This is a genomic window from Micromonospora sp. DT48, assembly GCF_049844495.1.
Lineage (GTDB): Bacteria > Actinomycetota > Actinomycetes > Mycobacteriales > Micromonosporaceae > Micromonospora.
Genome location: NZ_JBNCLE010000011.1, coordinates 72,533 through 85,077 on the forward strand (window position 1 = coordinate 72,533; position 12,545 = coordinate 85,077).

Sequence of the window (12,545 nt, forward strand, 5' to 3'; positions counted from 1 at the left end):
CACCACGTCCGGGCGTGCGCTTCTCGATCAGCTCGGCGGGTTGGGGCTGCGCAGGCCCAGGCGACGCAGTTCGAGGGCGGCGAGGGCATCGACGGTGGCCTCGTCGCCTTGGCGCCACGCCTCGGCGACGTCGGGTGAGATCCGGGTGAGTTCGCGCAGCGGTTGACCGGCCAGGGCACGCAGGGCCAGCAGGTCCCGACCGGCGGGCGCGGTGGCCAGTGCCGCCGCCGACCCCGCCCGCCGTATCCAGCGGATCCGCAGCGGCAGCCAGCCGAACACCACGAGTGCGAGCGGCACGATCAGCAGTCCGACGGCCAGCGCCAGCGCCAACTGGTCGACCAGCTCCTGCTGGTCGCGGCCCGCCTCGGCGAGCGAACGGGCAGCGCTCGCCGCCCGTTCGAAGGGCGCGGTCAACTCGTCGCCGACCAACGGCACCCGGCCGACCTTGCCACCGGCCTCGGCCAGGTTGTCGGCCAGGCCGCCGCCCGCGCCCTCCAGCTTCTGCCCGGGTACGGCGAGCTTCTGCACCAGGTCGTGCAGCCAGAGCGCACCCCGGATCGCCGCGTACACCCAGACGACGACGAGTAGATCGGTGAGTAGCTGACGTAGCGCGGTCGGAAAACGATCAGCGTAGATCTTCACGCCGGACAGCCTGCCACGGACTCCGCCACCCGGCACTCGGGCCGAAGCCCGTCAGATCGCGCCGGTCGGACCATGCTGGCCGAGGTGCTCTCGCCGTCGACAGCCAGGCGAGGCGGGGTCGGTGGCGGTGGCGGTGGCGGTGGCGGGTCAGGGGGCGCAGGTCGGGCAGGTGCCGAAGATCTCCAGGGTGTGGCTGACGTCGGTGTAGCCGTGCTGGGCGGCGACCCGGTCGGCCCAGTTCTCCACCGTGGGACCGGCGACCTCGACCGTACGCCCGCAGCCCCGGCAGACCAGGTGATGGTGATGCCCCTCGCTGCACCGGCGATACAGGTGTTCGCCGCCCGGCGGGCGCATCACGTCGATCTCGCCCGCGTCGGCCAGGCCCTGCAACGTCCGGTAGACCGTGGTCAGGCCGACCCGCTCGCCCCGCTCGCGCAGCATCGCGTGCAGTTCCTGGGCGCTGTGGAAGCCCTCCACCTGGGCGAGCAGCGCACTCACCGCCGTACGCTGACGGGTGTTGCGCAGCGCCGCACCACGCTCGCTCATGACACCTCCCCTGCGTGGCTGACCGCGTCGGCCACGATGTGCGCGACGTGCTCGTCGACCAGGGTGTACGCGATCTCCCGCCCCCGCCGGGAGCCCCGGACCACGCCCGCCCCACGGAGCACCCGCAGATGCTGGGAGACCAGCGGCTGGGCCACGCCGAGCTTGTCCACCAGCTCGTGCACGCAGCGGTCGCCGTCGGCCAGCTCGCTGACGATGGCCAAGCGGATCGGTGCCGAGAGGGCGCGCAGCAACTCGCTGGCACCCTCGTACGCGTCATAGCCGGATCCGCTGGTCACCTTGCAACGGTAACCAATACCGATGCCCCACCCATGGTCAGGACCCGTTCAGGACGACCTCGTGGGGCTCCGGCGTCGGCGCGGGGTGGGGCCGGACCCGGCGGATCCGACGCCAGCCGACGGCCAGCACGGTGACCACCACGAACGAGGCGATCGCGACCACCACCACCGAGGCGCCGGGCGCGGTGTCGGCGAGCGCCGCCATCCAGATACCCGCCCCTCCGGCGAACAGGCCGAGGGCCATCGCCGCCGCCATCGTGCTGCGGAACCCTCGGGTGACCTGTTGCGCGGTGGCCACCGGGACGACCATCAGCGCGCTGATCAGCAGCACGCCCACCGCGCGCATCGCGATCGTCACCGTGATCGCCGTGGTGATCGCGAGCAGCAGGTTGAGCGCGCGTACCGGCAGGCCGGAGACCCGGGCGTACTCCTCGTCGTGGCAGATCGCGAACAGCGCGGGCCGCAGCCCGATCATCGTGAGCAACACGGCCGTGCCGAGCACCACGATGGTGACGACATCCCCCCGGGACGTCGTGCTCAACGCGCCGAACAGGTACGCGTTGAGGTGGGCGCTGGTGCTGTCGGAGAGCCCGACCAGCACCACCCCACCGGCGATGCCGCCGTAGAAGAGCAACGCGAGGGCCAGGTCGCCGGAGGTCCGGCCGCGTTCCCGGATCAACTCGATGAGGATCGCGCCGATGGTGGCCGCGATCACCGCCATGATCACGGGGGAGGTCTGGAAGAGCAGCCCGGCACCGACCCCGGTCAACGCCACGTGCCCGATGCCGTCGCCGATCAGCGCCAGCCGCCGCTGCACCAGGTAGATGCCGAGTGCGGGCGCGGTCAGCCCGATGACCAGCGCGCTGAGCAGCGCGAGCTGCATGTACTCGTACTGGAAGAGGCTCACTGTGCGCTCCACAGCCCGGCGGGCTCCTCGGGACCGTGCGGGTGCACATGGTCGTGGTCCGGCGCGGCGTGGTGTCCGGCCGGCTCCGGCACGGCGCCGTCGTGCACCACGAGTCCCTGGTGCACGACGATCGCTCGGCTGATCAGCGGGCGCAGTGGACCAAGTTCGTGGGCGACGAGCAGGACGGTGCCCCCGCTGTCGGTGAACTCACGCAACGCGTCGGCGAACGCCTCCTGGCTGACCGCGTCCACGCCCGCCGTCGGCTCGTCGAGGATGAGCACCTCGGGTCGCCCGGCCAGGGCTCGGGCGATCAGGGTGCGCTGCTGCTGCCCGCCGGAGAGGGTGGTGACCGGGTCCTTCGCCCGGTCGGCCAGGCCGACGGCGCGCAACGCCTCGGCGACGGCCGCCCGGTCGACGCGACCGGGCGGGCGCAGGATCCCCCGGCGGGACAGCCGCCCGGCGGCGACCACCTCGGCGACGGTCGCCGGTACGCCGCTGCCGGCACCGAGACGCTGCGGGACATACCCGACGCGGTGCCACTGCCGGAACTGGCGTATCGGCCGGCCGAAGAGGGTCACCTGGCCGGCGCTCAGCGGGACCAGGCCGAGAATGGCGCGGATCAGGGTGGACTTGCCGGAGCCGTTGGCACCGAGCACCGCGACCACCTCACCGGTGGTCACGTTCAGCGATACGTCACGGAGCACGGGACGGCCGTCGTAGCCGACCACCCCGTGCGTGACGGTGATGACGTCAGGTGTCACGAGCAGCTCAACGCCGTCCTCAAGGTCCGCAGGTTGGTACGCATCACCGAAAAGTAGTCGCCGTCGCCCTCGGCAGACATGCCTTCGAGGGGATCCAGCACCGCAGTCCGGGCACCGACCTCCCGGGCGATGGTCTCGGCCACCTTCGGGCTGACCAACGTCTCGAAGAAGATGGTGGTGGCCTGGTGCTCCCGGGCCTCCTCGGCGACCGCCGCCAGCCGCCGAGGGGACGGCTCGTCCTCCGGGGTGAGCCCGCTGATACCGATCTGCTCCAGATCGTACTTGCTGGTCAGATAGCCGAACGCGGTGTGGCTGACCACGATCTCCCGACGTTGGCAGGTCTTCAGCCCTTCGGTGAACTCGTTGTCGAGCTGCTCCAGCTCGGTACGCAGGGCGGTGGCCCGCTGGGTGTACTCGGCGGCGCGGTCCGGGTCGATCGTGCCGAGCCGCTCGGCGAGCTTGTCGCCGATGGCGGCCAGCCGGGTCGGGTCGAGCCAGACGTGTGGGTCCTTGGCGCCGTCGGACACCTGCTCGGCCTCGTGGCCGTGGTCGTCGCCGTCGTGGTCGTGACCACCGGCGGTGACGTCCAGCAGGGGTGCCACGGTCGCCACGTCAAAGACGCGGTCACCGGCGCCGCGTTCGACCGCCTCGTCCACGGCGGGCTGGAACCCGCGCAGCACGAGGACCAGCTCCGCCTCGCTGATCTGGCCGACCTGGCGTGGGTTCAGCTCCAGGTCGTGCGGCTCGGCTCCCGGGCGGGCCAGGTTCGTCACCACCACGGCGTCGCCGCCGACCCGCTCGGCGAGGAACTGCAACGGGTAGAAACCGGCCACCACGTCGACCCGCTGGGGGTCGGCGCCGACGCTGCCGTCGTTCGAACAGGCGGTGACGCCGGTCAGGGCGAGCAGGGCTGCCGCAGCGGTGACCAGGGCGCGCGGAGTCGAGCGGAACGTCATGCCCTCGACTGTCCGTGACAACGACAATGATTGTCAAAAACGCATGCTTGCATGTTCAGAGCAGCTTCACCAGGCCCGCGGTGACCAGCAGGGTCAGCACGATCAGCCGGATCGCCCGGTTCTGCGGGGTCTGCACCGCCCAGGTGGTCACCAGCAGGGCCGCCAACGCTCCGGCCAGCAACAGGGTGAACAGGCCGCCGACCACGCCCGGGGTGAAGAACGCGACCAACGCGAGGAGGAGGGTGACCAGGAACACCGTCGTCGGGTTGGTCCGGGCCAGTCGGTCGGCGATGCCAGGCTGCGTACGCTGCATTCCACAGACTCTACGAGGAGGAGGGGCCGGTGCTGGTCACCAACCGGTTCGTGGTCGACGAAGACGTCGCGGAGGCATTCACCGCCCGGGCCCACGCGGCCCTCGCCGCGCTCGCTGCCCGGCCCGGCTACCAGCGCGGCCAGTTGGTCCGGGCGCTGGACGACCCCCGGCACTGGTGCCTGGTCACCGAATGGGAGTCGGTGGGCACCTACCGCCGAGCGCTCGGCGGGTTCGACGTGAAGATCACCGCCGTGCCGTTGCTCGCCGAGAGCCTCGACGAGCCGTCCGCCTACGAGCCGTTGGCGACCGCGGCGCCGGACGGGGACGTGGTCACGGTCGCCAGCGACCGGGCTGCGGGTCCTTACCGCTGAGTCTCCTGGCACTACGCTGGCTCCTATGACCGCCCACGGACCGGCAGCCCCACCACCAGATCCCTCGCTGCCCGGCCAGCAGGCACCGCAGAGCCCCGGCGACAGCGGCGTGCCGCCGGCCGCCTCCGGCCCGCCAGCCAACGCCGGCACCGGACCGCCGCCCGCCTTCGGTGCCCCCGGACCTCCACCCCCCGGACCCCCACCTGTCGGTCCGCCGCCCGCCGGTCCGCCATCGGCCGGTCCGCCATCGGCTGGGTCGCCATCGGCTGGGTCGCCGCCCGCCGGACCCCCACCCGCCGGTCCGCCGCCCGCCGGTCCGACCGCGTCGGCCGGTAGCGACGGGCCGCCGCCCGGGCCCGGGGTCGCGCCGCCGTTCGCGGCACCGCCGACCGAGGGCGGGCGGTCACGGCTCTGGCTCGGTCTCGGGGCGGGGGCGCTGGCCCTGCTGCTCTGCTGCGGCGGTGGCGGCACCGCGGTGGTCGGCCTGCTGGTCAGCGGCGTGCAGGCGATCGAGGAGCAGGGGCGTACGGTCTCCTCCGAGTACTACCGGGCCCTCTCCGACGGCGACTACGGCCGTGCCTACGACCAGCTCTGTGACGACGCCCAGCGGCGCGAATCCCGGCAGGAGTTCGAACGCCGCTCCGCCGCCGAGCCGCAGATCTCCTCGTACCGGGTCGGCGAGGTGGACATCGAGACGTTGACCGTGCCGGTAGAGGTGACCTACCGCGGTGGCGGTCAGGAACATCAGCAAATCGTGCTCGCGCAGGATCCGCAGACCGGCGGCATGGAGGTCTGCGGAGTCAACTGACCGGCCGCGGGTAATGTGCTGGGTTCGGGACCCGACGGGTCGTACCGTGGTCCCGAGTCATCCCCGCCGACCATCACGTCCCCGCCGACCGCCAGTCGGCGTAGGAGGAAAAATGCCAGCCGACCGTATCGACGCCGTCGTCAGCCTCGCCAAGCGCCGGGGCTTCGTCTTCCCCTCCAGCGAGATCTACGGGGGTACCCGGTCGGCGTGGGACTACGGTCCGCTCGGCGTGGAACTGAAGGAGAACGTCCGCCGGCAGTGGTGGAAGACCATGGTCCAGCAGCGCGACGACGTGGTGGGCCTGGACTCCGCGGTGATCCTCTCCCGGGAGGTGTGGGCCGCCTCCGGGCACCTGGAGGCGTTCGTCGACCCGCTGACCGAGTGCCAGTCCTGCCACAAGCGGTTCCGCGCCGACCATCTCGAGGAGGCATACGAGGCCAAGCACGGCCGCCCGCCGACCTCGTTGGCCGAGCTGAACTGCCCCAACTGCGGCAACAAGGGCACCTTCACCGAGCCACGGATGTTCAACGGCCTGATGAAGACCTACCTCGGCCCGGTGGAGAGCGAGGAGGGTCTGCACTACCTGCGGCCGGAGACCGCCCAGGGCATCTTCGTCAACTACCGCAACGTGGAGACGGTCGCCCGCAAGAAGCCGCCGTTCGGCATCGCGCAGACCGGCAAGTCGTTCCGCAACGAGATCACCCCCGGCAACTTCATCTTCCGTACCCGTGAGTTCGAGCAGATGGAGATGGAGTTCTTCGTCGAGCCCGGCACCGACGAGCAGTGGCACGAGTACTGGCTCGCCGAGCGCTGGAACTGGTATCTCGACCTCGGTCTCTCCGAGAACAACCTGCGCTTCTACGAGCACCCCAAGGAGAAGCTCTCCCACTACTCGAAGCGCACCGTCGACATCGAGTACCGGTTCCAGTTCGGCGGCACCGAGTTCGCCGAGTTGGAGGGCATCGCCAACCGCACCGACTTCGACCTGTCCACGCACAGCAAGCACTCCGGCGTCGACCTGTCGTACTTCGACCAGAGCAAGGGCGAGCGGTGGATCCCGTACGTGATCGAGCCGGCCGCCGGTCTCACCCGCGCGGTGCTGGCCTTCCTGCTCGAGGCGTACGACGAGGACGAGGCGCCGAACACCAAGGGCGGGGTCGACAAGCGCACCGTGATGCGCTTCGACCCACGCTTGGCCCCGATCAAGGCGGCGGTGCTGCCGTTGTCGCGTAACGAGGCGCTCTCGCCGAAGGCGAAGCAGCTCGCCGCCGATCTGCGCAAGCGCTGGGTGGTCGAGTTCGACGACTCGCAGGCGATCGGTCGCCGCTACCGCCGGCAGGACGAGATCGGCACCCCGTTCTGCGTCACCGTCGACTTCGACACGCTGGACGACAACGCCGTGACGGTGCGGAACCGGGACACCATGGCCCAGGAGCGGATCGGTCTGGACCAGGTCGAGCGCTACCTGATCGACCACCTCCCCGGCTGCTGAGGTGTAAGGAAGGGCCCCTTCTTAACGCCTGGCGTAGAGAAGGGGCCCCTTCTTAACTCGCACGCACGCCAAGCTGCGGCTGCACCCGGATCCGGCTGGTGGCGCCGTAGCCGCGCCGAGACTCGTACGCATCGGTCACTGTGCGGCGCACTCGGTGCGGATCGCGCCGGATCTGGGCCGGCGTGAAGTGCAACACCAGGATGCCGTGCCGGCTCAGCTCGTTGTGCCGGTCGAGCGTGCGCGCCCAGTCAGCAGGACTGAAGTGGTACTCCTGCGAATCGACCTCCAGCGCCACCGCCGCGTCGGGCAGATAGCCGTCCGGCGACGGCAGGGAACTGCCGTCCGCACCGATCAGGCGCGGATTCCAGTGGATCTCCGCCAGCACCGCACTCTCCGCCAGGCACTCTCTCAGCTCGGCTTCGGGTGCCGACCGCGTGCCCTGCATCACCTCCGAGAACGCCTTTCTGACCAGCGCCGTCCGACTGCGCCGGGCCCGTCGAATCTCCTCGTCGAGGGACGCGAGGTCCGCGTACCCCCGCTGGATGGCCTCGGCGACGAGCGCCCGCACCGGGCGCAGCTGGCGCAGGTCGCGGGCCGCGTCGACCACCGCGCGGGCGGGTGAACACACCGGGTACAGCGGCGTGGCGCGGGCCCGGCTGTCCAGGGCGAGGGCCCGCGAGATCACCGCGTAGCCGGCGGACCTGCGTCGTGCGTGATGTGGCACGACGAGGTGTACGGCGTCGGTACGCGGGCTTTGCCGGAAGCCGTACCAGGCCAGCGCGGCCAGGCCGGTGAGCTGCGCCTCGGCGCCGGCGTAGAGGACTGCTGCGATTCGCCGCTGCTCGTCGGTCAAGGTGCCGGTGACCAGGGCGTACGTCGCGGGTAGCGTCCGCTGCCACAGGCCGCGCCGGGTCTGTCGGTACAGGTACATGTCGTCGAAGCCGGCGGCCAGGAGTTGACCACGGCTGACGATCTGGTGCTGTCGTTCGGCCAGGTCGGAGAAGTCGGGTGGGGGCGTACGCATGAGGCGCAGCATCGGTGACGCGGTGCTGTCGTGTCCGGCCCGGAGCGGCTGCCTGTGGAGGGCCGCGCACGCTGTGGACAACGCTCTGCTCGACGCTCGGATGTGGTATGCGTCGCGTTAGCAGGGGGCCCTTCCTATGCACAAGGCGATAAGAAGGGGCCCTTCCTTACACTTGGGCGGTGCCGATGACGACTGCCGCTGCGGGCCCGCTGAGCATCGGAGCGCACCAGGTGTGGCCGCCGGTGGTGCTCGCCCCGATGGCCGGCATCACCAACGTCGGCTTCCGGCAGCTCTGTCGGGAGCAGGGCGGCGGGATCTACGTCTGCGAGATGATCACGACGGTCGCTCTGGTCGAGCGGAACCCGAAGACGCTCCGGATGATCGCGTTCGGGGCGGACGAGCACCCGCGTAGCCTCCAGCTCTACGGCACCGACCCGGAGACCACCGCCGCCGCCGTCCGGATCGTGGTCGAGCGGGATCTCGCCGATCACATCGACCTCAACTTCGGCTGCCCGGTGCCGAAGGTGACCCGTCGCGGTGGCGGTGCGGCGCTGCCCTGGCGGCGGCGCCTCTTCGCCCGCCTGGTGAGGGCCGCGGTGGAGGCCGCCGCACCCGCCGGGGTGCCGGTCACGGTCAAGATGCGCAAGGGCATCGACGACGACCACCTGACGTACGTCGAGGCGGGGCTCGCCGCCCAGGAGGCCGGGGTCGCCGCGGTCGCCCTGCACGGGCGTACGGCCGCGCAGCGGTATTCGGGCCTGGCGGACTGGGACGCCATCGCCACCCTCAAGCAGGCGCTCGACGTGCCGGTGCTCGGCAACGGCGACATCTGGGAGGCCGACGACGCGCTGCGGATGGTGGCGCACACCGGGGCCGACGGGGTGGTCATCGGCCGGGGCTGTCTGGGGCGGCCCTGGCTCTTCGCCGACCTGGAGGCGGCGTTCGACGGCTCGCCGCAGCGTCGGCTGCCCACCCTCGGCGAGGTGGCGGTGACCATGCGCCGGCACGCCGAGCTGCTGGTCGAGCAGTTCACCGCCGGTGCCCGCAATCCGGCTCGTGGTGAACGCGACGGCTGCACCGACTTCCGTAAGCACGTCGCCTGGTATCTGAAGGGCTTCCCGGTCGGCAGTGAACTGCGCCGCTCGCTGGCGATGATCGACAGTCTGGCCCAGTTGGACGACCTGCTCGGCAAGCTCGACCCGGCGGTGCCGTTCCCGGTGGAGACGTTGGGTCAGCCGCGTGGTCGTACCAACTCACCGGGCAAGGTCTTCCTGCCCGACGGCTGGCTGGCCAGCCGCGACGACGACACCGTTCCCGAGGGCGCCGAGTTGGCCGACTCCGGCGGCTGACCACGGCACCATCCCTCGGGTCGCCGAGGGGAAGACGACGAAGGGCCGGCCCCCGTGGGGGCCGGCCCTTCGCGGTACGGGTGTCAGCTGGTGGCGGTGTAGCCACGGGTGGCGATCCAGTCGGCGAGCGTGTCGATGCTCATCCGGTAGGAGGCCTGGGCGGGGTCGGCGGAGTCGGCGATGGTGACGACGTTGCCGTTGTCGCGGTAGCCCACGACGCTGATGTAGTGGCCGCCCTCGAAGCTGTGCGCGATGCCGTCGGTGTCCGTGGCGGTGCCGGCGATGTTGGCGACCACGGCACGGCCGTCGTCGACGGTGCGGACCACGTCGGCGCGCAGCTTGTCGGTCTGCTTGTCGTCGGCCTTGGCGCCGGAGATCTCGACCGACTTGTAGACGTCCTTACCGGTCTCCTTGTTCAGTACCGGGGTGATGTCGTTGATCGAGTTGGTGCCGGCCTCGGTGGTACGCATCTCCTTGGCCATGGCGTCCACGTCGATGTTCTTGCCCTGCACGCTCAGGGCGTTGCGGGCGGCGGCGGGGCCACAGTAGTAGAAGTTCGGCTGCGCCTCGTAACGCACGTCGAGTTCACGCTCGCCGCCGGGCTTGCGGTCGGCCACCATGGCGGCCTGCACGCCCGGGGTGGCCTGGGCGGCGATGGCGGGGCCGGCGATGCCACCGGCGGTGGCGGCGGCAGCGGCGATGGTCAGAGCGGTCTTGCGCAGGATGGTGTTAGCCATGATGATCCACACCTTTCGTTCGGGGGTGCGCGCGACTGCCCGCGAGAAGGAGAAACGCGGGTGGGTCGTGCGTGAAGGGGGATGTGCTAACGAATCGTCCGGGCGCTCGGTGCCGGGGGAGGCGGCGTCCGGGAGGGTGTAACGCCGGAGGGGTCGCCGGTCATTCCGGGGTGCCTCGCGGGGGAGGCGGATGACCCGTGTCCGGGGGATGTAACGCCCGGCGGTGGGGGGTCATTCCCGCCGGGGGGCGGCGCTCGGAGGCGCTCGTGGTTACGTCATGTACAACGACGGGGCCCGTCCCGTCATTCCGCCGGTGGGGTGGCCCCGGTCACCGGATATCGGACATAACGCCTAAACGATCAAATATCAAATATCCCGGCAAAAAGGATGAAGCGGTCATCCGGGTAGGTTCGCGGGCGGCGCGTGCCCGGTCGACGGGTCGCGCGGCGCGGGGACCGGCCCCGCCGACGTCGGCCAGGGCAGCTCGGGAGCGCGGTGGTACGCGATGCCCGCGGTGGCCCAACGCGGGCCGTGCCCCGCCAACCGTACGCGGAACGCCTCCCAGTCGTGCGTCGACCGGGGTGACCAGCCCAGCTCGGCGATGGCGGGCAGCCGGGGGAACATCATGAACTCGACCTCGGCGAGGGTGGTCACGTACTCGGTCCAGAGCGGCGCCTCGACGCCGAGCACCGCCTCGGCCGGTACGCCGACCAGGTGGTTGGCGGGATCCCAGTCGTACGCCCGGCGTACGTCGATCAAACCGGCCCAGTCGTGCCCGATCGGGGTGTCCGGGGCGTATTTCATGTCGAGGTACGCGTGGTTGGCCGGGGAGAGGACCAGCCGGTCCTCCCGACGCACCGCCTCGGCGGTCACCGGATCGTCGCCGGTGGTGCCCCACCACTGGAGGATCCTCGGGTGGGTATGGGCGGCGGGGGCGATCTGGTGCCAGCCGACCACCTCCCGGCCCAGCCCGGTGACGATGTGCTGCACCCGTTCGACGAAGGTGGCGTACACCTCGGCGGGCACCTTGAACGCCTCGTCGCCGCCGATGTGCAGCCAGCGCCCCGGGGTGAGCGCGGCGATCTCGCCGAGCACGTCGGCGACGAAGTCGTACGTGCGCTGGCTGGTCGGGTCGACGTAGCTGAAGCCGACGTCGGTGCCGGTGTACGGCGGTGGTGCGACGCGGTCGGGGGACAGCTCGCCGTACGCGGTCAGCGCGGCGTGGGTGTGGCCGGGCAGGTCGATCTCGGGGATCACGGTGACGTGCCGGTCGGCGGCGTACGCCACGATCCGCTGGTAGTCGGCCCGGGAGTAGTAGCCGCCGGGGGCGTCGCCGACCGCGCCGGCCCCGCCGACGGTGGCCAGTCGGGGCCACGAGTCGATCGCGATGCGCCAGCCCTGGTCGTCGGTGAGGTGCAGGTGCAGTCGATTGAGCTTGTAACGGGCCAGGTGGTCGATCACGCGCAGCACGTCGGTGACCCCGAAGAAGTGCCGGGCCACGTCGAGCATCGCCCCTCGGTGCGGGTAGCGGGGGCGGTCGAGGATCGACCCGCCCGGCAGCACCCAGCGTTCGTCGACCGCAGTGGTGTTCTCGACGGCGGCCGGTAGTAGCTGGCGCAGCGTCTGCACGCCGTACCAGAGTCCGGCGGCGGTGCCGGCGGTGACGCGTACCCCGTCGGTGGTGATGTCGAGCCGGTAGCCCTCCGCGCCCAGGGCGGCCTCGCCGGTCAGGGCGAGGGCGATGCCGCCCGCCGGGGCGGGTGTGGCGGCATCGGTGACCGGCAGCGGGTAGCCGGTGGCCGGGCGCAGCAGCGCGGCGAGTTCGTCGGCGACCGCCAGGGCGGCCGGATCGGCGCTGGCCCGGATCACCGTGTCGGCGGTGAGCAGGTAGTCGGCCGTGGCGTCCGGTTCGACCCGCTCCGGAGCGGGCACCACATCACCCAGCCGGATCGGTGCCGGCGGTGCGAGCAGCGCCGCCGCCGCTTGCTCCGCCGCCCTGGCCAACTCCCCGGCGGTACGCCCGACGATCAGGGCCGCGTCGTCGGCCGGCGCGGCGGCGGTGGCGCGGGACGGGTCGAGTGGCTCCGGTGTGCTGCTGGGCGGGGCGGACAAGGGGACTCCCGAGGGGTGTATTCGCGGCGGTTGTGGCAATGGTGCGAGGTGGTCACACAACGTGCCGTCAAGCGTACGGGGAGGCTGGCGATTGCGTGAATGTGCGCGTGGAATCGTTCCCAAAAACTGTCATGAACGCGGACAGTCGTGATTGCTGTGCCTATTGTCACCGGATGCTCCCAGGTCACGCGTTGTTCGCTTAGCCTTCGCCCACCGATCGGCACGACTTCC

General features: G+C 71.1%; 13 protein-coding genes and 1 pseudogene. 4 read left to right on the forward strand and 10 right to left on the reverse strand.

Translation table 11 applies throughout. The annotated features are described in order from the left end of the window. Positions 1-27: 27 nt before the first annotated feature. From ACLQ2S_RS15090 to ACLQ2S_RS15120, 7 genes are all read right to left on the reverse strand, one after another. Entirely contained in the window at positions 28-642 is a 615-nt protein-coding gene (locus ACLQ2S_RS15090; protein ID WP_425701879.1) for a hypothetical protein, read from the reverse strand. 147 nt (positions 643-789) lie between these two features. Further along, positions 790-1,188 (reverse strand): Fur family transcriptional regulator, encoded by a 399-nt coding sequence (locus tag ACLQ2S_RS15095; protein ID WP_155220730.1) that lies wholly within the window; start codon positions 1,186-1,188, stop codon positions 790-792. Continuing rightward, a complete protein-coding gene (locus ACLQ2S_RS15100; protein ID WP_309223628.1) occupies positions 1,185-1,484 on the reverse strand; it encodes an ArsR/SmtB family transcription factor in 300 nt (99 codons plus the stop codon). Before ACLQ2S_RS15100 ends, ACLQ2S_RS15095 begins: the two co-directional genes overlap by 4 nt. 37 nt (positions 1,485-1,521) lie before the next feature. Continuing rightward, entirely contained in the window at positions 1,522-2,391 is an 870-nt protein-coding gene (locus ACLQ2S_RS15105; RefSeq protein ID WP_309223649.1) for a metal ABC transporter permease, read from the reverse strand. Then, positions 2,388-3,152, reverse strand: a complete 765-nt coding sequence (locus ACLQ2S_RS15110) for a metal ABC transporter ATP-binding protein (protein ID WP_309223627.1) — start codon at positions 3,150-3,152, stop codon at positions 2,388-2,390. Before ACLQ2S_RS15110 ends, ACLQ2S_RS15105 begins: the two co-directional genes overlap by 4 nt. Then, positions 3,149-4,108 carry a metal ABC transporter substrate-binding protein gene (locus ACLQ2S_RS15115; protein ID WP_155220726.1) on the reverse strand — a complete coding sequence of 320 codons (960 nt, stop codon included), beginning with the start codon at positions 4,106-4,108 and terminating at the stop codon, positions 3,149-3,151. The genes ACLQ2S_RS15110 and ACLQ2S_RS15115 overlap by 4 nt, the downstream gene beginning before the upstream one ends. Positions 4,109-4,163: 55 nt before the next feature. After that, a complete protein-coding gene (locus ACLQ2S_RS15120) occupies positions 4,164-4,421 on the reverse strand; it encodes a hypothetical protein (protein ID WP_155220724.1) in 258 nt (85 codons plus the stop codon). A gap of 29 nt (positions 4,422-4,450) precedes the next feature. Between ACLQ2S_RS15120 and ACLQ2S_RS15125 the strand changes: the two genes are divergently transcribed. The 3 genes and pseudogenes from ACLQ2S_RS15125 to ACLQ2S_RS15135 all read left to right on the forward strand — a co-directional run bounded on the left by ACLQ2S_RS15125 (position 4,451) and on the right by ACLQ2S_RS15135 (position 7,092). Continuing rightward, the gene (locus tag ACLQ2S_RS15125) at positions 4,451-4,792 is read left to right on the forward strand and encodes an antibiotic biosynthesis monooxygenase family protein (protein ID WP_309223626.1); all 342 of its coding nucleotides are present in this window, start codon (positions 4,451-4,453) and stop codon (positions 4,790-4,792) included. Positions 4,793-5,135: 343 nt separating this feature from the next. After that, positions 5,136-5,600, forward strand: a pseudogene (locus tag ACLQ2S_RS15130) (hypothetical protein); the annotation flags it as partial. A 112-nt stretch (positions 5,601-5,712) separates the two neighbouring features. Then, positions 5,713-7,092, forward strand: coding sequence for a glycine--tRNA ligase (locus ACLQ2S_RS15135; protein WP_155220720.1), 1,380 nt, complete (start codon positions 5,713-5,715; stop codon positions 7,090-7,092). Positions 7,093-7,144: 52 nt separating this feature from the next. Here ACLQ2S_RS15135 and ACLQ2S_RS15140 read toward each other — a convergent pair whose 3' ends face one another. Further along, positions 7,145-8,116, reverse strand: a complete 972-nt coding sequence (locus ACLQ2S_RS15140; RefSeq protein ID WP_155220718.1) for a type IV toxin-antitoxin system AbiEi family antitoxin domain-containing protein — start codon at positions 8,114-8,116, stop codon at positions 7,145-7,147. A 179-nt stretch (positions 8,117-8,295) separates the two neighbouring features. Here ACLQ2S_RS15140 and dusB point away from each other — a divergent pair, with 179 nt between their 5' ends. Next, positions 8,296-9,465 (forward strand): tRNA dihydrouridine synthase DusB, encoded by a 1,170-nt coding sequence (gene dusB / locus ACLQ2S_RS15145; protein ID WP_375335360.1) that lies wholly within the window; start codon positions 8,296-8,298, stop codon positions 9,463-9,465. Positions 9,466-9,548: 83 nt separating this feature from the next. Here the strand turns inward: dusB and ACLQ2S_RS15150 are convergent, their stop codons facing one another. Then, the gene (locus tag ACLQ2S_RS15150) at positions 9,549-10,202 is read right to left on the reverse strand and encodes a C39 family peptidase (RefSeq protein WP_155220716.1); all 654 of its coding nucleotides are present in this window, start codon (positions 10,200-10,202) and stop codon (positions 9,549-9,551) included. 396 nt (positions 10,203-10,598) lie between these two features. Next, the gene (locus tag ACLQ2S_RS15155; protein WP_425701959.1) at positions 10,599-12,335 is read right to left on the reverse strand and encodes a beta-N-acetylhexosaminidase; all 1,737 of its coding nucleotides are present in this window, start codon (positions 12,333-12,335) and stop codon (positions 10,599-10,601) included. Positions 12,336-12,545 lie beyond the last annotated feature (210 nt).

What these genes read in the sequence shown, in the direction of transcription:
- ACLQ2S_RS15120 (WP_155220724.1), bottom strand. Translation starts at nt 4,421, where the DNA reads ATGCAGCGTACGCAGCCTGGCATCGCCGACCGACTGGCCCGGACCAAC.
- ACLQ2S_RS15150 (WP_155220716.1), bottom strand. Translation starts at nt 10,202, where the DNA reads ATGGCTAACACCATCCTGCGCAAGACCGCTCTGACCATCGCCGCTGCC.
- ACLQ2S_RS15140 (WP_155220718.1), bottom strand. Translation starts at nt 8,116, where the DNA reads ATGCGTACGCCCCCACCCGACTTCTCCGACCTGGCCGAACGACAGCAC.
- ACLQ2S_RS15095 (WP_155220730.1), bottom strand. Translation starts at nt 1,188, where the DNA reads ATGAGCGAGCGTGGTGCGGCGCTGCGCAACACCCGTCAGCGTACGGCG.
- ACLQ2S_RS15135 (WP_155220720.1), top strand. Translation starts at nt 5,713, where the DNA reads ATGCCAGCCGACCGTATCGACGCCGTCGTCAGCCTCGCCAAGCGCCGG.
- ACLQ2S_RS15115 (WP_155220726.1), bottom strand. Translation starts at nt 4,108, where the DNA reads ATGACGTTCCGCTCGACTCCGCGCGCCCTGGTCACCGCTGCGGCAGCC.